Origin of the sequence: Comamonas guangdongensis, assembly GCF_041079535.1 — a bacterium.
In the GTDB taxonomy this organism is placed as follows: domain Bacteria; phylum Pseudomonadota; class Gammaproteobacteria; order Burkholderiales; family Burkholderiaceae_C; genus Comamonas; species Comamonas guangdongensis.
Genome location: NZ_JBFYGN010000012.1, coordinates 103,576 through 122,189, shown reverse-complemented (window position 1 = coordinate 122,189; position 18,614 = coordinate 103,576). Strand labels below are relative to the sequence as shown.

Annotated in this window: 20 protein-coding genes; 17 read left to right on the top strand and 3 right to left on the bottom strand. The window is 65.3% G+C overall.

What is annotated here, in order from left to right:
- Window positions 1-143: 143 nt before the first annotated feature.
- Window positions 144-560, bottom strand: a complete 417-nt coding sequence (locus AB6724_RS12545; RefSeq protein WP_369338857.1) for a WapI family immunity protein — start codon at window positions 558-560, stop codon at window positions 144-146.
- A gap of 825 nt (window positions 561-1,385) precedes the next feature.
- On the opposite strand from AB6724_RS12545, the gene AB6724_RS12540 reads away from it, so the two are divergent.
- The 15 genes from AB6724_RS12540 to AB6724_RS12470 all read left to right on the top strand — a co-directional run bounded on the left by AB6724_RS12540 (window position 1,386) and on the right by AB6724_RS12470 (window position 15,478).
- The gene (locus AB6724_RS12540) at window positions 1,386-2,909 is read left to right on the top strand and encodes a CoA-acylating methylmalonate-semialdehyde dehydrogenase (RefSeq protein ID WP_369338856.1); all 1,524 of its coding nucleotides are present in this window, start codon (window positions 1,386-1,388) and stop codon (window positions 2,907-2,909) included.
- A gap of 82 nt (window positions 2,910-2,991) precedes the next feature.
- Window positions 2,992-3,420, top strand: a complete 429-nt coding sequence (locus AB6724_RS12535; RefSeq protein ID WP_439329864.1) for a lysozyme inhibitor LprI family protein — start codon at window positions 2,992-2,994, stop codon at window positions 3,418-3,420.
- Window positions 3,421-3,507: 87 nt separating this feature from the next.
- The gene (locus AB6724_RS12530; RefSeq protein ID WP_369338854.1) at window positions 3,508-4,674 is read left to right on the top strand and encodes an acyl-CoA dehydrogenase family protein; all 1,167 of its coding nucleotides are present in this window, start codon (window positions 3,508-3,510) and stop codon (window positions 4,672-4,674) included.
- A 29-nt stretch (window positions 4,675-4,703) separates the two neighbouring features.
- Window positions 4,704-5,279: an MOSC domain-containing protein gene (locus AB6724_RS12525; RefSeq protein ID WP_369338853.1), complete on the top strand. Its 576-nt coding sequence runs from the start codon at window positions 4,704-4,706 to the stop codon at window positions 5,277-5,279.
- 2 nt (window positions 5,280-5,281) lie between these two features.
- A complete protein-coding gene (locus tag AB6724_RS12520; RefSeq protein WP_369338852.1) occupies window positions 5,282-5,743 on the top strand; it encodes a TfoX/Sxy family protein in 462 nt (153 codons plus the stop codon).
- A 16-nt stretch (window positions 5,744-5,759) separates the two neighbouring features.
- A complete protein-coding gene (locus AB6724_RS12515; protein ID WP_369338851.1) occupies window positions 5,760-6,185 on the top strand; it encodes a DUF488 domain-containing protein in 426 nt (141 codons plus the stop codon).
- 69 nt (window positions 6,186-6,254) lie between these two features.
- Window positions 6,255-7,148, top strand: a complete 894-nt coding sequence (gene mmsB, locus AB6724_RS12510; protein WP_369338850.1) for a 3-hydroxyisobutyrate dehydrogenase — start codon at window positions 6,255-6,257, stop codon at window positions 7,146-7,148.
- 239 nt (window positions 7,149-7,387) lie between these two features.
- Window positions 7,388-8,542 (top strand): saccharopine dehydrogenase family protein, encoded by a 1,155-nt coding sequence (locus tag AB6724_RS12505; RefSeq protein WP_369338849.1) that lies wholly within the window; start codon window positions 7,388-7,390, stop codon window positions 8,540-8,542.
- A gap of 17 nt (window positions 8,543-8,559) precedes the next feature.
- Window positions 8,560-10,092 carry an L-piperidine-6-carboxylate dehydrogenase gene (amaB, locus tag AB6724_RS12500; protein ID WP_369338848.1) on the top strand — a complete coding sequence of 511 codons (1,533 nt, stop codon included), beginning with the start codon at window positions 8,560-8,562 and terminating at the stop codon, window positions 10,090-10,092.
- Window positions 10,093-10,494: 402 nt separating this feature from the next.
- Window positions 10,495-11,376: a dioxygenase family protein gene (locus AB6724_RS12495; protein ID WP_369338847.1), complete on the top strand. Its 882-nt coding sequence runs from the start codon at window positions 10,495-10,497 to the stop codon at window positions 11,374-11,376.
- Window positions 11,377-11,400: 24 nt separating this feature from the next.
- A complete protein-coding gene (locus tag AB6724_RS12490; RefSeq protein ID WP_369338846.1) occupies window positions 11,401-12,165 on the top strand; it encodes an SDR family NAD(P)-dependent oxidoreductase in 765 nt (254 codons plus the stop codon).
- Between the two features lie 18 nt (window positions 12,166-12,183).
- Window positions 12,184-13,080 carry a beta-keto acid cleavage family enzyme gene (locus AB6724_RS12485; protein WP_369338845.1) on the top strand — a complete coding sequence of 299 codons (897 nt, stop codon included), beginning with the start codon at window positions 12,184-12,186 and terminating at the stop codon, window positions 13,078-13,080.
- 42 nt (window positions 13,081-13,122) lie between these two features.
- Entirely contained in the window at window positions 13,123-14,109 is a 987-nt protein-coding gene (locus AB6724_RS12480) for a quinone oxidoreductase family protein (RefSeq protein ID WP_369338844.1), read from the top strand.
- A 12-nt stretch (window positions 14,110-14,121) separates the two neighbouring features.
- Window positions 14,122-14,472, top strand: a complete 351-nt coding sequence (locus AB6724_RS12475) for a cupin domain-containing protein (RefSeq protein ID WP_369338843.1) — start codon at window positions 14,122-14,124, stop codon at window positions 14,470-14,472.
- A gap of 25 nt (window positions 14,473-14,497) precedes the next feature.
- Entirely contained in the window at window positions 14,498-15,478 is a 981-nt protein-coding gene (locus AB6724_RS12470; RefSeq protein ID WP_369338842.1) for a Bug family tripartite tricarboxylate transporter substrate binding protein, read from the top strand.
- A gap of 31 nt (window positions 15,479-15,509) precedes the next feature.
- Here the strand turns inward: AB6724_RS12470 and AB6724_RS12465 are convergent, their stop codons facing one another.
- A complete protein-coding gene (locus AB6724_RS12465; protein ID WP_369338841.1) occupies window positions 15,510-16,526 on the bottom strand; it encodes a LacI family DNA-binding transcriptional regulator in 1,017 nt (338 codons plus the stop codon).
- A 178-nt stretch (window positions 16,527-16,704) separates the two neighbouring features.
- Here AB6724_RS12465 and AB6724_RS12460 point away from each other — a divergent pair, with 178 nt between their 5' ends.
- Entirely contained in the window at window positions 16,705-17,214 is a 510-nt protein-coding gene (locus AB6724_RS12460; protein WP_369338840.1) for a PH domain-containing protein, read from the top strand.
- Between the two features lie 179 nt (window positions 17,215-17,393).
- On the top strand, window positions 17,394-17,726 hold the full coding sequence (locus tag AB6724_RS12455; protein ID WP_369338839.1) for a cupin domain-containing protein: 333 nt from the start codon (window positions 17,394-17,396) through the stop codon (window positions 17,724-17,726).
- A gap of 85 nt (window positions 17,727-17,811) precedes the next feature.
- Here the strand turns inward: AB6724_RS12455 and AB6724_RS12450 are convergent, their stop codons facing one another.
- A complete protein-coding gene (locus tag AB6724_RS12450; protein ID WP_369338838.1) occupies window positions 17,812-18,579 on the bottom strand; it encodes a hypothetical protein in 768 nt (255 codons plus the stop codon).
- Window positions 18,580-18,614 lie beyond the last annotated feature (35 nt).

The window sequence follows — 18,614 nt, the reverse complement described above, 5'->3', positions numbered from 1 at the left end:
AATCGCTGATTAAACAACGACGGAGGCAGAAATATGCAAGGTCAACGGTTGACTTGCCGGAAAGTCCCTGTAGACCCAAAGCAGACTGTTACCAATGCCTCAGTTAAGCCGACTTGCAAAGCAAGTTCGGCGTGAATGAATTGTTAGTCCTTAATTCGCATCCACGGAGCAGAGATGGCTTTCGTGAGCTGCTGAGGCTCAAACGAAAAGCCAAATGACACGGAGTGCCAAAAAGAACCTTCTTGGCTTTGGGACCAGTATCCGGTGCTGCCCTCGACCGCTAAGTGCCCGCGATTATTCACAGAAAAAATACGGAGCTTAAGTTCATTCGGTGAGATGGACTCTAGTGTGGCCTCACCTTTGAGCGAGTGCTCTAGCGAGATGAGAGCCGCGCAAAAGGCTGAAAACGCCTCACCAAGCACCCAAAGATCGTTGTGCCCCTTAAAGCCATCAGAAAGAGCGTCAATCGTGATGTATGCATCGCCGCAGTTCTGGACTAGCGGATCGTCTGCAATAGCCACAGACATCTCGAAGTAAGAGCCAGAGTTGTCAAATTTCAAGACGCTCATGTGAAGGGAAACTGGATCGAGAAGACAAATCGAACGTAGAAGTTTCTTGGCTAAATAGAGCCAATTTGTTGAAATAGTAGCGAGCGATAGGGTTTAGGCAACCCCATGCAGTCTGTGATTTCGACAGAAAATCGATCATCGAATGTCGGCTTCTGGCCGAACGCAGCCGGTCACAACCAGGGGACTGGTCAGCCATAACCGGCACAACCGAAATACTCAGTCTGCGCCACCGCATCGGCAAACTGCTGCGCCAGCACAAGCGGTCATTGCCGGCCCCTGTACAAGCGATCCGACTCCGGATGAGGCAGCAGAACTCTGGCCAGAGATGCCGCAAATGTGGATCTGCCCGCACCGCTGCAGCCCACCACCACCCGCATGGAGCAGGATCCGTTCGATCGGGCCTGCGTCGGCAGTCCTAAGAGCTATCGCCAATACCATGACCTATGTCAAGGCAAGCTGATGTGGCCGTATGCCTGCCGGGTGCGGTAGTCAACCTGCTGGCGCTATCGGTACGGTGTATGACGCAGCAGGCATCACATGCACCGGCACAAAGATATGGGCAGCCGGGTCCAGGCGGCGCCGGCCTGCGCTCCGTGGCTTGGTGTCCAGGGCATTTTTCCAATCCATTCAAGCCACGGTGATTCCCAAAATCGCCATGCCGGCTCTTTGTTACCAGGCAGAGATCCTTTCTGGCAGCCGTCGGCTGTCGCAGAATTTTCCTGTGCATATTTGCACACCCTATGTGCAGCGTTCTCTATTGTCTCGGCAAAAGCGCACATATAGCATGAGGAACGAACTCACCAACGGAGACATCTCATGAACGCACCTGCTTCCGCCAAGGTCCTGGCGCCCACGGTCAAGCTGCTTATCAACGGGCTGATGGTCGAATCCCAAACCACCCAGTGGCGCGACGTGGTCAACCCCGCCACGCAGGAAGTGCTGGCGCGCGTGCCTTTCGCCACGCCCGACGAGGTCAATGCCGCGGTGGCCAATGCCAAGCAGGCGTTCAAGACCTGGCGCAAGACCCCCATCGGCCAGCGCGCACGTATCTTTCTGAAGCTGCAGCAGCTGATCCGCGAAAACATGAAGGAGCTGGCCGCCATTCTGACGGCCGAGCAAGGCAAGACCTTGCCCGATGCCGAGGGCGATGTGTTCCGCGGCCTCGAAGTCGTGGAGCATGCGGCCAATATCGGCACGCTGCAGCTGGGCGAGCTGGCCAACAACGTGGCCAATGGCGTGGACACCTATTCCGTGCTGCAGCCGCTGGGCGTGTGCGCCGGCATCACCCCCTTCAACTTCCCGGCCATGATTCCGCTGTGGATGTTCCCCATGGCGATTGCCACGGGCAATACCTTCATCCTCAAGCCCTCCGAGCAGGACCCCATGGTCACCATGCGCCTGTGCGAGCTGGCGCTGGAGGCCGGCGTGCCGCCCGGTGTGCTGAACGTGGTGCATGGCGGCGAGGATGTGGTCAATGCCATCTGCGACCACCCCGATATCAAGGCCATCAGCTTTGTGGGCTCGACCAAGGTCGGCACCCATGTCTACAACCGCGCCAGCCTCAACGGCAAGCGCGTGCAATGCATGATGGGCGCCAAGAACCACGCCATCGTCATGCCCGATGCCAACAAGGAGCAGTCGCTCAACGCCCTGCTGGGCGCGGCCTTCGGCGCGGCAGGCCAGCGCTGCATGGCGGTCTCCGTGGCCGTGCTGGTGGGCGAGGCCCAGAACTGGATTCCCGACCTGGTGGCCAAGTCCAAGACCCTCAAGGTCAGCGGCGGCACCGAGCCCGGCACCGATGTCGGGCCCCTGGTCTCCTGCGCGGCCCTGTCGCGTGTCGAAGGCCTGATCGAGCGCGGCCTGGCCGACGGTGCCATGCTTGAACTCGACGGCCGCAAGCCCGAGGTCACCGGCTATACCAAGGGCAACTTTGTCGGCCCCACCATCTTCAGCGGCGTCAAGCCCGGCATGAGCATCTACGAACAGGAGATCTTCGGCCCCGTGCTGTGCCTGGTGGCTGCCGACGATATCGATCAGGCCATCGAGTTCATCAATGCCAACCCCAACGGCAACGGCACGGCCATCTTCACCCAGTCGGGTGCGGCCGCGCGCAAGTTCCAGGAAGACATCGATGTGGGTCAGGTCGGCATCAATGTGCCGATTCCCGTACCCGTGCCCCTGTTCTCGTTCACGGGCAGCCGTGCCTCCAAGCTCGGCGACCTGGGCCCCTATGGCAAGCAGGTGGTGATGTTCTATACCCAGACCAAGACCGTCACCGAGCGCTGGTTTGACGACAGCACCACCAGCCACGGCGTGAACACCACCATCGCCCTGAAGTAAGCCGCCCTGCAGCGCCGGCCAGCCGGATACCTGGCCGGCGTTGCTGGACGGCAGACCCCATTTATGCGGCGATGATGGGAGCATGATTTCCGCAATTCAAGATTTCAAGTCGGAACCGGCTGCGGCTGTCGCCACAAAAGCGCTCGCAGCGATGGCTTTGATGGCTCTGCTGAGTACCGAGGCCCTGGCTCAAGCCGGCGCCGACTGTGTGAGCGGCGGCACCATCGCTCAGACCAATGCCTGTGCCGTCAAGGCTTTTCAGGAGGCCGATACCGAGAACCAGATTCTGTACGGCGATGTGATGCGCTCGCTGTCGGCCCACGAACGCCCTGCATTGCGCAAGGATCAGAGCGAGTGGAGCCGCCAGCGCGTGACCCAGTGCAAGAAAGCTCAACAGGCTTTCGAGACCCAGGCTGACTGGCCCGGCCGCTACCACGGCTGCCTGGTGCAGCAGATCAAGGCCCGCGATGCCGTGCTGAAGCGCTGGCTGCATCTGGGGCCGCCCGATTGAGAGCAGATTGAGAGCAACAAATTTGATAGCTAGCCGCATATAGCCATCAAGTGCCAGCAAGCAAATAGAACAATAAAGGAGATATCCATGGACTTTGAACTCAGCGAAGACCAGCGCGCGTTTGCCGATACCGCGCGCCAGTTTGCCCAGGCCGAACTGGCGCCGCATGCGGCCGAATGGGACCGCGAGCATACCTTTCCGCGCGAAGCCATTGCCAAGGCCGGCGAACTCGGGTTTTGCGGCCTGTATGCGCCCGAAAACGCGGGTGGCCTGGCCCTGCCGCGCCTGGATGCGACCCTGGTCTTCGAGGAGCTGGCCGCCGTCGACCCTTCCACCACGGCCTTCATCACCATCCACAATATGGCGACCTGGATGCTGGGCACCTGGGCCACCGATGAAGTGCGCGCCGAATGGGGCGAGGCACTGACCAGCGGCCGCAAGCTCGCCAGCTATTGCCTGACCGAGCCCGGCGCGGGCTCGGACGCGGCCTCGCTCAAGACCCGGGCCGAACTGATCGGCCACGAATATGTGATCAACGGCGCCAAGGCCTTCATCAGCGGCGCGGGCAGCACCGATGTACTGGTACTGATGGCCAGAACCGGCGACGCGGCTTCGGGGGCAGGCGGCATCTCGGCCTTTGTGGTGCCCGCCAACGCCCAGGGTGTGAGCTACGGCAAGAAGGAAGAGAAGATGGGCTGGAACAGCCAGCCCACGCGCGTGATCAGTTTCGACAATGTGCGCATTCCCGCGCACAACCTGCTGGGCCGCGAAGGCGAAGGCTTCAAGATCGCGATGAAGGGGCTGGACGGCGGACGCATCAATATCGCCACCTGCTCGGTGGGTGCGGCCCAGGGCGCGCTGACCCAGGCCCAGCAATACATGCAGGAGCGCAAGCAGTTCGGCAAGCCGCTAGCCAGCTTCCAGGCCCTGCAGTTCAAGCTCGCCGACATGGCGACCGAGCTGGTCGCCGCGCGCCAGATGGTGCGCCTGGCTGCAGCCAAGCTCGATGCCGGTGCACGCGATGCCTCGACCTACTGCGCCATGGCCAAGCGCTTTGCGACCGACGCGGGCTTCATGGTCTGCAACGAGGCGCTGCAGCTGCATGGCGGCTACGGCTATATCCGCGAGTACCCGCTGGAGCGCCTGATGCGCGATGCGCGCGTGCACCAGATCCTCGAGGGCACGAACGAGATCATGCGCGTCATCATCGCTCGGCGCATGCTTGACGGGGATGCCCCCGAGGCCATACGTTAAGCCCTGGCCCAGCCATACCGCGACACGCCATGCCCAGCCCAGCACCCGATACCACCGTCCTGGCCGTGCACCGCGACCGGGAGCACCGCTTCGGCAAGTGCCGCGTCGGCGCCATCGAGCTGCAGGCGGGGCTTGGCGTCGTCGACGATGCGCACTGGGGCCGCAAGGTCCAGCATCGCTCGCGCGTCAAGGCCGATCCGGAACAACCCAATCTGCGCCAGGTCCACCTGATCAGCGCGGCGCTGTTCGCACATCTGGAGACCCTGGGCTTCGCCGTGGGACCGGGCCAGCTGGGCGAGAACATCAGTCTGGCGGACGCTCCCGGCCTGGGCTGGCGCGAGCTGATCGCTCTGCCCACGGGAACCCGGCTGCACTTTGCGCAAGGCCCGGTCGTCGAGCTCACCGGTCTGCGCAACCCCTGTGCTCAGATCGACCACTTTCAACCCGGCCTGCTTGCCGCCATGCTGGAGCGGATGGCCGACGGGCGGCTGATACGCAAGACCGGCGTGATGGGCGTCGTGCTGCAAGGCGGCCGCATCCAGCCCCATGACGCGCTGCGCCTGGAGCTGCCGCCCGCACCCCAACGCGTGCTGGAGCGCGTCTGACCATGCCTGCCCGCCCGCTCTCGGACCAAAGCCTGCAGCTCATCCATGCGCTGCGCGAAAGCCTGGAGCAGGCGCTGGGTGGTGTGGATGCCCTGGAAGAGCGCACGCTGTTCGGCAGCTACTGCTTTTTCGTGGACGGCAAGCTCTGCCTGGGCGTAAAGAACGAGGAGCTGCTGGTACGCCTGCCGCCCGAGCGGCACGGCGAATTCCTCGAAATGCAGGGCCTGCGCGAGCTGTCTCCGGGCGGCGGCATGCAGGGCTATTTCTGGGTCAGCAGCGACGGCTATGCGAGCCGCGAGCACTGGAGCTTCTGGCTGCACGAGGCTCTGGCCTATAACCCGCAGGCCAAGGCCTCGCCGCGGCGCAAAAAGGCCGAGGCCTCGGAGACCGCTGCGCGCGCCACATCCGCGCCGTCGGCAAAGGCCGGCAAGCGCAAAAAACATCCCATCTTCGACAGCGAATAAGGCAAGGACACCGCATATGGCCATACGCATTGTTCGACTCGGCAGCGAACGCAGCCCCGGTGAAGGCCTGCGCATAGGCACGGTGCGCCGCCCGCCGCGCGGCGTGCCCAAGGCGGAGTTTGCGAGCCGCAACTACTACGACGTCTGGTATCCGGAGCTCTCGCCCGAGGCGGATCTGATGCAGCAGGCGCTGCAGTCCATCAAGCTGCGCGCCGCCGGCCAAACCGCCGAGGCCGACAAGCTCTGGGCGCAGTTCGAGAAACTGTTCCGCAAGCAACTGGCCGAGCCCGCGGCCCAGCGCACGCTGGCGCTGCTGGCCGCGCTGTCCCAGAGCAGCGCGTTTTCCGTGGGCTGCTATTGCGAGGACGAGGCCCACTGCCACCGCAGCATCTTGCGCAGCCTGCTGCGCGACCAGGGAGCCGTGATCGACAACCAGATATAGAAAGCCTTCAAACGCTTGCATGGCAAGCGCCAGCAGCTATCAATTTCAAAGCCAACCAAGGAGACATATATGCAAATCGCTTTCATCGGTCTGGGCAATATGGGCGCGCCCATGGCCGTCAATCTGGCCAAGGCCGGCCACAGCGTCAAGGCCTTCGACCTGAGCCGGGACGCCGTGGCCAAGGTCGCCGGTGCCGGCTGTCAGGCCGCCGCCAGCGCCGAGGATGCCGTCAAGGGAGCCGAGGTCGTGATCTCCATGCTGCCGGCCAGCCAGCATGTGGAGGGCCTGTACCTGGGCCGCGATGGCGCAGCCGGCCTGCTGGCCCATATCGCCAAGGGCGTGCTGGTCATCGACAGCTCGACCATTGCCGCAGCCACCAGCCAGAAGGTGGCCAAGGCGGCCGAGACGGCCGGCATAGGCTTTATCGATGCACCCGTTTCGGGCGGCACGGGCGGTGCGATTGCCGGCACCCTGACCTTCATGGTCGGCGGCAGCGATGCGGACCTGGAGCGCGCGCGTCCGCTGCTGGAAAAAATGGGCGCCAACATCTTCCACGCCGGCGCCGTGGGTGCTGGCCAGACCGCCAAGATCTGCAACAACATGCTGCTGGGCATTCTGATGGTGGGCACCAGCGAAGCCATCGCCCTGGGCGTGGCCAACGGCCTGGACCCCAAGGTGCTGTCGGAGATCATGCGCCGCAGCTCGGGCGGCAACTGGGCGCTGGAAAAATACAACCCCTTCCCCGGCGTGCACGAAAACGCGCCCGCCAGCAAAGGCTATGCGGGCGGCTTCGGCACGGATCTGATGCTCAAGGACCTGGGCCTGGCCCAGGAAAACGCCATCGCCACCAGAGCCAGCACCCCTCTGGGCGGCATGGCACGCGCCGTCTATGCGGCGCATAGTCTGGCCGGCCATGGCACCGAGGACTTCTCCAGCGTGATCAAGATGCTGCAGAAGAAGTGACGGCCTGGCCACGGACTTGTCTCTCCTAAGCTTGCCGCAGGGTGAAGGCCCTGCGGCTTTTTTATGCCTCGCAGATCCCCATGATTCGTTGACACCGGCCCGCAAAGCTCTCAAAAATCATCAGGACTTGCGCAAGCCTCGATGCATCCAAGCTCTGCCGGGAAGCGAGCCTCCTGCCTGGACGGGATTTGCGCCAGTCGCGGCCATTCCGCCAGCGGCAAAAGCTCAAGGAGATCACGATGCAAGCTCCTCTGGAAAACATCCTCGTCCTCGGCGCCGGCAAGATAGGCTCGACGATTGCCGACATGCTGGCCGAGCTGCATGGGGTCTCGGTCACGCTGGCCGACGTTCAGCCGCCACCGGCCGACAGCGACCCGCAGATCAACCGCCTGCCGCTCGATGTGCAAAGCGATGGCGCGCTGGCCGCGGCCCTGCAGCAGCACCGGATAGTCATCAACGCTCTGCCTTTTTTCTGCACGGCGCGGGTGGCCACGGCGGCGGCCCTGCATGGCGTTCACTATTTCGACCTGACCGAGGATGTGGCGGCCACGCGCGCCATCAGAGCCCTGGCGCCGCACGCCAAAGCCGTGCTGATGCCGCAATGCGGGCTGGCGCCGGGCCTGATCGGCATGCTGGGCGAGCATCTGGCCGAGCAGTTCGACGAACTCCACGATCTGCAGCTGCGCGTGGGGGCGCTGACCCGCCACGCCACGAATGCGCTGCGCTACCACTTCACCTGGAGCATAGACGGCCTTATCAACGAGTACTGCAACCCCTGCGATGCCATCGTGAACGGCCAGGCTGTGCAGCTCCAGCCGCTGGAGGGACTGGAAAGCTGGAGCCTGGACGGCCAGGTCTTCGAGGCCTTCAACACCTCGGGCGGCCTGGGCACGCTGTGCGAGACGCTCAAGGGCCGCGTGCGCAATCTGAGCTACAAGACCCTGCGCCACCCCGGCCACCGCGACGCCATGCAACTGCTGCTGCACGGCCTGCGCCTGATAGAGCGGCGCGATCTGCTGCGCCAGGTGCTGGAAGGCGCCGTGCCCCACAGCCGCGACGATGTGGTGGTGATTGCGGCCGCGGCCGCCGGCCTGCAGGGCGGCCGGCTGGAGCAGGAGACGCGCACGACCCGCATCCACGGCACAGCGCTGCGCGGCAGGCAGCGCACGGCCATCGAGCTGAGCACGGCCGCCGGCGTGCTGGGCGCGGTGGAGCTGTTCGCCACGGGCCAGTTGCCGCAGCACGGCTTTGTGCGTCAGGAGCAATGCACGCTTTCCGCCTTGCTGGCGACCCGCGCCGGGCATTACTTTGAGGGACTGCGGGACCATGCCAAGGACGGCTCCGGCACGGTACCGGCCTCGCCCGCCATCCACACCCATGTCCCCCAGTACTGAACCCCACAGGAGCGCCCATGACCGAACTGCCTTCCGCTGATTTCTCCGCCGTGCTGCAGCGCTGCGGCATCGAGCTGCCCGCGCTGCGCGGCACGGATCTCAGCGTGCGCTCGCCCATAGACGGGGCCGAGCTGGCCCGCCTGGCGGCCTTGCCCGCGGCAGCCATGCCCGCCGTCATCGATGCGGCGACCCGGGCCTTCAAGCAGTGGCGTCTGGTGCCCGCGCCGGTGCGCGGGGAGCTGGTGCGGCTCTGGGGCGAGGAGCTGCGCCGCGCCAAGGCGGACATAGGCCAGGTGATCTCGCGCGAGGTGGGCAAAATCGTGCAGGAGGGCCTGGGCGAGGTACAGGAAGCCGTGGATATCTGCGAATTCGCGCTGGGCCTGTCGCGCCAACTGCACGGCAAGACCATAGTCTCCGAGCGGCCCGGCCACCGCATCATGGAGCAGTACCACCCGCTGGGGCCGGTGGCCGTCATCACGGCCTTCAACTTTCCCGGCGCGGTCTTTGCCTGGAATGCGGCGCTGGCGCTGGTTTGCGGCAATCCGGTGATCTTCAAGCCTTCGGAAAAAGCCCCGCTGTCGGGCCTGGCCACCTTCAAGGCGCTGGAGCGCGCGATCGCTCAATTCACGGCCCGCTTCGGCGAGCATGCGCCCGAGGGCCTGGCGCAGATCGTTCTGGGCGGCAGCGATGTGGCCGAAGCCCTGGTGGACAGCCCGCAGATCGCCCTGGTCTCGGCCACGGGCTCCACACGCATGGGCCGCGCCGTGGGGCCCAAGGTCGCGTCGCGCTTCGGCAAGCGCATTCTGGAGCTGGGCGGCAACAACGCCATGCTGGTCACGCCGGCCGCCGATCTGGACCTGGCCGTGCGCGCCATAGTCTTCAGCGCCGTGGGCACGGCCGGCCAGCGCTGCACCTCGCTGCGGCGGCTGATCGTGCACCGCGATGTCAAGCAGGCGCTGCTCGACAAGCTGCTCAAGGCCTATGCCAGCCTGCGCATAGGCGATCCGCTGCAGCCCGCCACCCTCGTGGGTCCGCTGATCGACGAGGCGGCTTTCAAGGCGCTGCAGGACTCCATCGCCCAGGCCGAGCAGCAAGGCGGCAAGCTGCTGTGCGGCGGCCAGCGCGTGCTCGCAGATCAGTTTCCTCAGGGCTTTTACGTGGCGCCCGCCATCATGGACATGCCCGCGCAGACGGCCATCGTGAAGCACGAGACCTTTGGCCCCCTGCTCTATGTGCTCAGCTATGAAGAGCTGGAGCAGGCCATTGCCTGCAACAACGACGTGCCGCAAGGCCTGTCGTCCTGCATCTTCTCCAATGACCTGCGCGAGGTGGAGAGTTTTCTGAGCGCTGCTGGCTCGGACTGCGGCATGGCCAATGTGAACATCGGCCCCAGCGGCGCAGAGATAGGCGGGGCCTTCGGCGGCGAGAAGGAAACCGGCGGCGACCGCGAAAGCGGCTCGGACGCCTGGAAGCAGTACATGCGCCGCACGACCAACACCATCAACTACTCGCGCGAGCTGCCGCTGGCGCAAGGCATTCAGTTCGGCTGAGCGCGGCAGCGCAAGGCCTGCACCCTCAAAAGAGCTGGCTCGCCGAGCCGCGTCCAGAGGACCGCATCGGCCGGTCCTGCGGCCCGTGCGCGCTTCCGGCGCGCTGCCATGCGGCCGGCGGCCTGGGCAGAACTCGCCCGGACAGGCGGCCCTGCCCGGGGCCGCTTTTCCCCCCGTCCTCGCTAGGCCCCGCTGGCACGCCGGTCGCCTCGTCGTGACCCAAGCCTGTGCGCGGCAGCCCCCCACCCTCTCGTCGCTGCAGAGCCATCCGCTCCCAGGCTTTTCGAGCACAGAAAGGGCAATCGTTTTCCCTAAAAAATCAAAAATTCACCTAAAAAAGATTGAAATCTCAATTTCCGTGATTTAAATTAAGGGCAATCGTTTGCCTTAACGGAGATTCATATGTCACCACAACCAGGCCTAGCCACCAACCCGCCGGCGCTGTTGGCGGCGGTTCTCAAGTCCAACGCCAACACCAGCAATCCTCGGCTGCGGCAGATTCTGGATAAAGGCATTCGCCACCTGCATGCTTTTGCGGTGGAGGCAAACCTCACCCCCGCCGAGCTCGAAGTCGGGCTGGACTTCCTGGTCGCCATCGGCCAGGCCAGCGGCCCCAAAAAGCACGAAGGCATTCTGCTGGCCGACATCCTGGGGCTGGCAACCTTGGTACAGCTTCACGATGCACGCCATGCACTGGAAGCCGGCGGAACCGAGCCGGCGCTGATAGGCCCGTTCTGGCGCGCCAACCAGCCCCTGCGCCAGAACGGCGAGCGCATCTCCAGCAGCGATACGCCCGGCCCGCGCCTGACGGTCAACGGCCGCGTGCTGTCGCTGGACGGAACACCCATCGCTGGCGCCAGGGTGGAAACCTGGCAGGCCTCGCCCAAGGGCCTGTACGAGAACCAGGACGAGTCCCAGCCGCGCATGAATCTGCGCGGCAGCTTCGAGACCGACGAAAACGGCCGCTTCTCCTTCGAAAGCGTGCGCCCGGCCGGCTACCCCGTGCCGGTGGACGGCCCGTGCGGAGAACTGCTGGCTGCCCAGGGCCGCCACACCATGCGCCCCGCCCATCTGCACTTTCTGGTGGTGGCCCCTGGTCACAAGGTGCTGGCCACACAGTTTTTCGATGCCGAAGACCCGCATGCGGATGACGACGTGGTGTTTGGCGCGGTCGGCTCGCTGCTCAGGCATTTCGAGCCCGTGGGCGCCGATGGCTACAGGCTGGACGTGGACCTGCGGCTCGAGCCCGGCGAGACGCGCGTCCCCAAATGCCCCATCCCCTGACCCGCACCAAACCAGGACCTGAACATGACTTCCAGCTTCTCCCCTCTTGACGGACTCGACGGCCAGATCGCCGTCATCACCGGAGGCGCGGGTGCCATCGGCGCCGCAACCGCCAGGCGTCTGGCCGCACTCGGCGCCCGCGTGGTGCTGCTGCATCGCGGCCCCGCCGACAAAGCCGCGCCCCTGCTGCAATCGCTGGCCGGCCAGGGGCACGGCGCCGTCAGCGCCTCGGTCACCGACAGCGCCCAGCTCGCCACCGCCGCCGAAACCGTTGCGCGCAACTTTGGCGCCACAAGCATTCTGGTGAACTGTGCGGGCCACACCCGGCCCGTGCCGGCCGGCGACCTGCAGGCCCTGAGCGATGAACTGATAGACGAGATGTTTGCCTCGAACTGGCGCGGCACGTTTGCCGCCATCCGCGCGTTTGCACCCCAGTTGCAGGCCGGCGGCGACGGGCTGATCGTCAATGTCTCGTCGATCGCTGGCATGACCGGCCTGGGCAGCAATCTCGCCTATGCGGCCGCCAAAGCGGGCATAGACGCGCTGACCAAGGGTCTGGCCAAAACGCTGGCGCCCAAGGTCCGCGTGCTGGCCGTGTCGCCCGGCGTGGTGGACAGCGGCTTTGTCGCCGGGCGCGACGCCAGCTTCAACGCCAGGACGGGCGCCACCATACCCCTGCAGCGCGTGGGCAACCCCGACGATGTGGCCGCAGCCATCCAGGCCTGCTGCACCGGCCTGCGCTACGCCACCGGCAGCATCTTCGTGGCCGACGGCGGCCGCCATCTGTAAGCACTTCTGGAGACGGCCATGAGCCAAGCCACCATCCTCACCTGCGCGGTCACCGGCAACCTCACCACTCCCGAGCAGACCCCCCACCTTCCCATCAGCACGGAACAGATCGCCACGGCCTGCATAGAAGCGCATGACGCGGGCGCCGCGGCGGTCCACATCCATGTGCGCGACCCCCAGACCGGCAGGCCGTCGATGGACACCGCGCTCTATGCCGAGGTGGTGCAGACGCTGCGCCGCGAACGCCCCCAGCTCATCATCAATCTGACCACCGGGCCCGGCGGGCGCTATGTACCCAGCGCCGATGATCCCAGGACCTTCGCTGCTGGGACCTCGCTGCTGCCACCGGAAAAGCGCGTGGAGCACATCACCGCCCTGCAGCCGGACATCTGCTCGCTGGACCTCAACACCATGAATTCGGGCGAACAGGTGGTGATGAACACTCCCGCCAGCATCCGCCGCATGGCCAAGGTGATCCGCGACGCCGGCTGCCTACCCGAGCTGGAATGCTTCGACACCGGCGACCTGGTGCTGGCCCAGCACCTGATGGCCGACGGCACGCTGCAAGCCCCCGGCATCTTCAGTTTCGTGACCGGCGTGCGCTACTCGCTGCCCTTCACCACCCAGGCCTTGCAACTGGCCCACTCCCTGATTCCGCCGCAGGCGCAGTGGACCGCCTTCGCGGTCGGCCGCCAGGCCTTCCAGTGCGTGGCCCAGGCCTGCCTGCTGGGCGGCAATGTGCGCATCGGCCTGGAAGACACGATCTATCTCGACAAGGGCCGGCTGGCTACCAGCAATGCCGAGCTGGTGACCAAGGCTCGGCGCATCGTCGAAGACCTGGGCGGCAGCCTGGCAAGCAGCGAGCAGGCGCGCCAGCGCTGGGGCCTGCGCCCCAGCAACCGGCAACCGGCCTGAGTTTTCCGCATCACTTTCATCCACATAACAAAGGACTTCACCATGACCCATTCCCAAGCCCTGCGCCTGTCGGCCAGAGCCGAGACCGCCGCGGACATCGCACCCGACCTGGTCTTGCAGGACCAGCCGCTGCCGCAGGCCGGCGAAGCCGTGATCGAAGTGCTGGCCGCGGCGGTCAACCCCAGCGACGTCAAGGCCGCGCTGGGCTCCATGCCCCAGGCCATCTGGCCGCGCACCCCGGGCCGCGACTTTGCCGGCCGGGTGGTGGCCGGCCCCGCGGAATGGATCGGCCAGGAGGTATGGGGCACGGGTGGCGATCTGGGCGTGACCCGCGACGGCACCCATGCCCGCTATCTGGTGCTGCCGCAAACCGCCCTCAGCCGCAAGCCCCGCAGCGTGAGCGTGGCCGCCGCCGCCACCGTGGGCGTGCCCTTCATCACCGCCAACGAGGGCCTGCGCCGCGCCGGCCTCAAGGGCCGGGGGCAGACCGTCATCGTGTTCGGAGTCAACGGCAAGGTCGGCCAGGCCGCCGCGCAACTGGCCACGCGGACCGGCGCCAAGGTCATCGGCGTGGAGCGCAGCACCGGCCAGTACCGGGGCCATGCCTCATCGCCAGTCACCACCTTCGACAGCCAGAGCCCCACGCTGGCACAGGACCTGCTGGCCGCCACCGATGGCCGCGGCGCCGACATCGCCTACAACACCGTGGGCTCGCCCTACTTCGACATTGCGCTGCAGTCCCTGGCCATCGGCGGCACGCAGATTCTGATCTCGACCATAGAGCGCCAAGTCTCCTTCGACATTCTGGCCTTCTACCGCCGCAACCTGCAGATGCTGGGAGTGGACAGCCTCAAGCTCACGGTCAGCCAGTGCGCAGAAGTGCTCAATAGCCTGCTGCCGGGCTTCGATGACGGCTCGCTCAAGGCTTTCGATGTCGATGAGGCCACGCTGATTCCGCTGTCCGGCGCCGGGGATGCCTATCGCAAGGTGCTCAGCGGCTCCATGGACCGCGTCGTGCTCGCCCCCTGAAGAAAGCCGGCCATGCATGTCGTTGCCTTTCCCCAGGCGCCGTTCTACAGCGCCCCCGGCCATGCACACATGGTCATGCAACGCCTACAGGGCATGGAGGCAGGCCCTTCCGACTCCGTCTGGATAGGCTGCTCCCTGATCGAGCCCGGCGGCGGAACCACCTCCGGCGCCTCGGATGTGGAGAAGTTCTACATCTGCCTGGAAGGAGAGCTGCAAGTCACGGCCAGCGACGGCAGCAAAACCCAGGTGACCGTGCTTCGCCCCATGGACAGCTGCCGCATCGCGCCACAAGAAGCGCGCCAGCTGTTCAACGCAGGATCGTCGCCAGCACGCGTGCTGCTGGTGATGCCCAACCGGATCTGAGACCACCTTTTGAGGAGACAAGTCCATGAGCCCGTTTCGCAAACTGATGACCGCCATGGTCAGCGCCGCAGCCTTCGGTGCGACCGCCTCCAGCGGCTTCGCCGAGGAAAGCTATCCTTCCAAGCCCATCAAGATCGTCGTCCCGTTCACCGCGGGGTCGGCCACCGACATCATCGCGCGCGCCGTGGGCGAAGGCATGCGCAAGGAGCTGGGCCAGCCCATCATCGTGGAGAACAAGCCCGGTGCCGGCGGCACGCTGGGCGCAGCCCAGGTCGCGGCGGCGCCGGCCGACGGCTATATCCTGCTCGTGCATTCTGCGGGTCATGTGGCCAATGCCTACCTGTACCCGTCGCTGCGCTACGACCCGGTGAAGGACTTCAAGCCGCTGGCCATGCTGGCCTCGGTTCCCAATGTGATGGTGGTCAACCCGCAAAGCGGGCTCAAGGATGCCAAGGCCGTGGTGCAGAAAGCAAAAGCCGAGCCCGGCAAGCTGCTGTACGCGTCGGCCGGCAATGGCAGCGCCACCCATATGAACGCGGAGAAGTTCCGAGTGGCCACGGGCATCGATGCCGTCCACGTCCCCTACCGGGGCACGCCCGAGGCCATGACCGACGTCATTGCGGGACAGGTGCAATGGTTCTTCGCGCCCATCACCAGTGCGCTACCCATGATCAAGGACAGGAAGATGGTCGCCCTGGCCGTAGGGTCCCCGCATCGCGCGGCGGCCCTGCCCGATATCCCCACCACGGTGGAAGCGGGCTTTCCGGGCTCGGACTATGACTTCTGGATTGGCCTGTTCGCCCCATCCAAGCTCCCCGCCCCCGTTGCCGAGCGGATCAGAAAGGCCACGGACGCCGCGCTGAAATCCGAAGCCATGAAGACCCGGCTGCTTGCCCTGGGAGCCGACTACCCATCGGTGGAGCCGGCTCGGTTCGAGGCCTTTGTGCGCAATGAATCCGCCGAGGTCGGCAAGCTCGTGACCAGCGCCAAAATCACCCAGAACTGAGCACCTGCCACCGGCACCGGCGCGGGTGAGGCTATAGCCCGCCCGGCGCCTTTGCCGTGGACTGCCGCACCACCAGCGTGGTCTGCAGGATGCGCGTGGTGGCAGGCATGGCGCCTTCGCGCACATGCTCCATGAACATCTGCGCGGCCTGCCGGCCCATCTCCGCAATCGGCATGTGCACCGTGGTCAGGGGCGGCTGGACGATGTCGACAAACGGCATGTCGTTATGCCCCACGACCGACAGCTCCTGCGGCACCGCCACCCCGCGCTCACGCGCGGCATCCAGCATGCCCAGCGCCAGCAGGTCATTGCTGGCGAAAACGGCGGTAAACGCTCCGGGCCCCAGGTCCAGCAGCTGCAGCCCTGCCCTCAGCCCTTCCTCGCGGGTAAAGGCCTGGGCTTCGGCAATCGGCAATACCCCGTCGCACGACGGCTGGGCCAGCTCCTCAAAAGCCTTGCGCCGGGCCAGACCGGTCGACAAAAAGGCCGGGCCGGCGATATGCGCGATGCGCCTATGCCCTAGAGCATGCAAATGCTCGACGACGAGGCGCACGCTTTCGTGGTCGTCGTTGACCACACTCGAAAACCTGCGGTCTCCCGACCCGCGGTTCACCAGCACCGTCGGAATCTTCTGCTGCATGGCCATCTCCAACATAGCGTCATCCTGCTCGGCCGCCAGGATCAGCAGGCCGCTGACCTGGTGCATCACCAGCGCGCGAATCAGCTCGGCACGCTCGCGCCTGTCTTCGGAAGGTTGCGTGATCAGCGCCAGCATGTCATGCCTGCGCAGCTCCTGTTCCAGTGCTTTGACCAGTGGCGCAAACATCGGGTTGGCCAGATCCGGCACCACGATGGCCGCGATATTGGTGCGCTTGGTGCGCAGCGATGCCGCCACCACATTGGGCGTATATCCGAGTTTGCGCGCAATGGCTTCGATCTCCGCCCGTTTTGCCGCCGACACCTTGCCCGCCACACCGCGCAATGCGCGCGACACGGTTGCCGGGTTCACGCCCGCAGCCGCGGCTACGTCATTAATGGTTACAGGCATTCCGCATCGATTCAGGCTATGGACATGGCCGTCGATTTTAGAGCAAGCCATGGCGCGACTTTCTCTCGCGGCGGAGGCTGGCGTCGGCCGTCCAGGGAACGAAATCCAAGCCTCGGGTGCTAGCATGTCACGACCGCCGGGCCGGACCTTTGCCCATCAGCCACCCACGCCACAGGCCATGCATCCCAAACAGCACCTTGCCCCCTGGGGCCGCGCACTGATCGTCATTTCCTTGCTGAGCAGCCTGCTATGCCTGGGCATCTCTGCCGGTTTGATGCTGAGCCGCGTCCGCGGCCTGTCTTGGCCCGCCCTGCTGCCCTTGGCCGTGCTGGCGATCTGTGCGCTGTTCACGGTGCGCGGCTATGTGGTCACGGCCGATGCGCTGCTGGTGCGGCGCTTGCTGTGGAACACCCGCCTGCCCTGGCGCGGATCGGCCGCACTGCAGTCCGTCCAGGCCGAACCCGATGCCATGCGTGGCAGCATCCGCCTCTGGGGCAATGGCGGAATGTATTCCTTCACAGGGCTATTTCGCAGCAAGGCCCTGGGCAGCTACCGCGCCTTTGTGACGGACCGGCACCGCACCGTGGTGCTGCGCTTTGCAAACCGCACGGTCGTGGTCTCGCCCGCCTCACCACAGGATTTTGTGCGCGATGTGCAGCAGGTTCTGGGACTCCCCGCCGCCTCTTGAGGGCACATGCCGCACTTCGGAAGGTCGGCATGCCCGGCTGGCGATGCGTGCAAGGTGCCCATGGCTGACAAGCAGCGGCGACAAGATCCGACCGCCAATTTGTCATCAAGCCGAGGTTGAAGTCTGCGTGCAGGCAATGGACAATAAAGTGTTTGCCGTTACTTCGCGGAGGTATCGCCATGGCTCTTCTTCACGCTTCACCTGCCGAGGCCATCGACGTGACTCCCTACGGTGCCCGGCTGGGCAGCGCCCGCACCTATGCACTGTTCAAAGCCGATGATATGGAAGTCATCCGCGTGGTGCTGCATGCCGGGCAGTCGCTGCCGCCCCACCATGTGCCCGGCAGCGTCAGCCTGCATTGCCTCGAGGGTTGCTTCGAGGTGCTGCTGGGCCAGTCCGTGCGCCAGCTGGAACGCGGGCAGCTCATGCACATACCGCCCAATATGCCGCATGCGGTGCGAGCCATCGAGGACTCCTCGGCGCTGGTGACCATTGTGCTCTGCCAGAGCTAAGGCACTTGTCTGGAAGCTGCTGCCCATCGGCACCGAGCCGGGGCCTGCCGCGGCGCAGATGCGCTCCCGCGGCGACTCCGGGAAATCAATGCACCGGCAGAAACTGCATGAACGGCCCGGCCAGCAGGCCCTGGCCGTAGCCTATGACGGCGCGCCGGTAGCGCTCGGTGGTGTAGCTGGCAATCAGGTCCAGCCGGCCTATGATCTTGCCCATTTCCCGCTCGAAGCTCAGATTGCGGCCCTCCTCGCTTATCTGGTTGGACAGCAGCAAAGGCTGGCCGCTGGCCGACCGGCGCGAGTTGAGAATCCAGTTGGCGATCTCCAGATTGCGCGCGGCATTAAACACATGCTGGGGCTCCAGCCCGTCAACCAGGGTGAATGAAGTGCGCCCGCCATGGGCGGTGACCAGCATGTCGGCCGCCGCATAGGTAAAGGCCGCCACCCTGTCGCCTCCGAAATCGGGCTGCAAGGCCAGGGACAGGGCCGCCACATCGCGCCGGCCCTGCAGCTCCTGCCAGGGCTGGCGCTCCATGACGGCGCTGCGCACATGGCCGATGGCCACTTCGCGGCTGGAAGCCGTTTTTTTCCATTCGGCAGGATTGCGCCGATAGAGCTTGTCCATGAGCAGGAACAGGCTCTCGAGATTCTGCTTCATGGCCAGCGTCGCCATGCGGTTGCTGTCGGACTGCAGCAGCTCACGCGAGCGAAAGCTCTCGCCCTGCACCTGGCCGTGATCTGCGCTCGGACTGGAGCAGGCCGCGAGCCCCAGGCCGAGCAGCAGACAGACGGCCCGGCAAATCCCCGAGCATGGCAGATCGGCGGCCGCAGGGACCAAGGTTCGTGCTGCTGTCATGCTACAAACATAACAGCAGACAGCGCCCTAGCGGC

What these genes read in the sequence shown, in the direction of transcription:
- mmsB (WP_369338850.1), top strand. Translation starts at nt 6,255, where the DNA reads ATGCAAATCGCTTTCATCGGTCTGGGCAATATGGGCGCGCCCATGGCC.
- AB6724_RS12505 (WP_369338849.1), top strand. Translation starts at nt 7,388, where the DNA reads ATGCAAGCTCCTCTGGAAAACATCCTCGTCCTCGGCGCCGGCAAGATA.
- AB6724_RS12540 (WP_369338856.1), top strand. Translation starts at nt 1,386, where the DNA reads ATGAACGCACCTGCTTCCGCCAAGGTCCTGGCGCCCACGGTCAAGCTG.
- AB6724_RS12490 (WP_369338846.1), top strand. Translation starts at nt 11,401, where the DNA reads ATGACTTCCAGCTTCTCCCCTCTTGACGGACTCGACGGCCAGATCGCC.
- AB6724_RS12480 (WP_369338844.1), top strand. Translation starts at nt 13,123, where the DNA reads ATGACCCATTCCCAAGCCCTGCGCCTGTCGGCCAGAGCCGAGACCGCC.
- AB6724_RS12520 (WP_369338852.1), top strand. Translation starts at nt 5,282, where the DNA reads ATGCCTGCCCGCCCGCTCTCGGACCAAAGCCTGCAGCTCATCCATGCG.
- AB6724_RS12495 (WP_369338847.1), top strand. Translation starts at nt 10,495, where the DNA reads ATGTCACCACAACCAGGCCTAGCCACCAACCCGCCGGCGCTGTTGGCG.
- AB6724_RS12465 (WP_369338841.1), bottom strand. Translation starts at nt 16,526, where the DNA reads ATGCCTGTAACCATTAATGACGTAGCCGCGGCTGCGGGCGTGAACCCG.
- AB6724_RS12475 (WP_369338843.1), top strand. Translation starts at nt 14,122, where the DNA reads ATGCATGTCGTTGCCTTTCCCCAGGCGCCGTTCTACAGCGCCCCCGGC.
- AB6724_RS12530 (WP_369338854.1), top strand. Translation starts at nt 3,508, where the DNA reads ATGGACTTTGAACTCAGCGAAGACCAGCGCGCGTTTGCCGATACCGCG.
- AB6724_RS12470 (WP_369338842.1), top strand. Translation starts at nt 14,498, where the DNA reads ATGAGCCCGTTTCGCAAACTGATGACCGCCATGGTCAGCGCCGCAGCC.
- AB6724_RS12535 (WP_439329864.1), top strand. Translation starts at nt 2,992, where the DNA reads ATGATTTCCGCAATTCAAGATTTCAAGTCGGAACCGGCTGCGGCTGTC.
- AB6724_RS12455 (WP_369338839.1), top strand. Translation starts at nt 17,394, where the DNA reads ATGGCTCTTCTTCACGCTTCACCTGCCGAGGCCATCGACGTGACTCCC.
- AB6724_RS12485 (WP_369338845.1), top strand. Translation starts at nt 12,184, where the DNA reads ATGAGCCAAGCCACCATCCTCACCTGCGCGGTCACCGGCAACCTCACC.
- AB6724_RS12450 (WP_369338838.1), bottom strand. Translation starts at nt 18,579, where the DNA reads ATGACAGCAGCACGAACCTTGGTCCCTGCGGCCGCCGATCTGCCATGC.
- amaB (WP_369338848.1), top strand. Translation starts at nt 8,560, where the DNA reads ATGACCGAACTGCCTTCCGCTGATTTCTCCGCCGTGCTGCAGCGCTGC.
- AB6724_RS12525 (WP_369338853.1), top strand. Translation starts at nt 4,704, where the DNA reads ATGCCCAGCCCAGCACCCGATACCACCGTCCTGGCCGTGCACCGCGAC.
- AB6724_RS12515 (WP_369338851.1), top strand. Translation starts at nt 5,760, where the DNA reads ATGGCCATACGCATTGTTCGACTCGGCAGCGAACGCAGCCCCGGTGAA.
- AB6724_RS12460 (WP_369338840.1), top strand. Translation starts at nt 16,705, where the DNA reads ATGCATCCCAAACAGCACCTTGCCCCCTGGGGCCGCGCACTGATCGTC.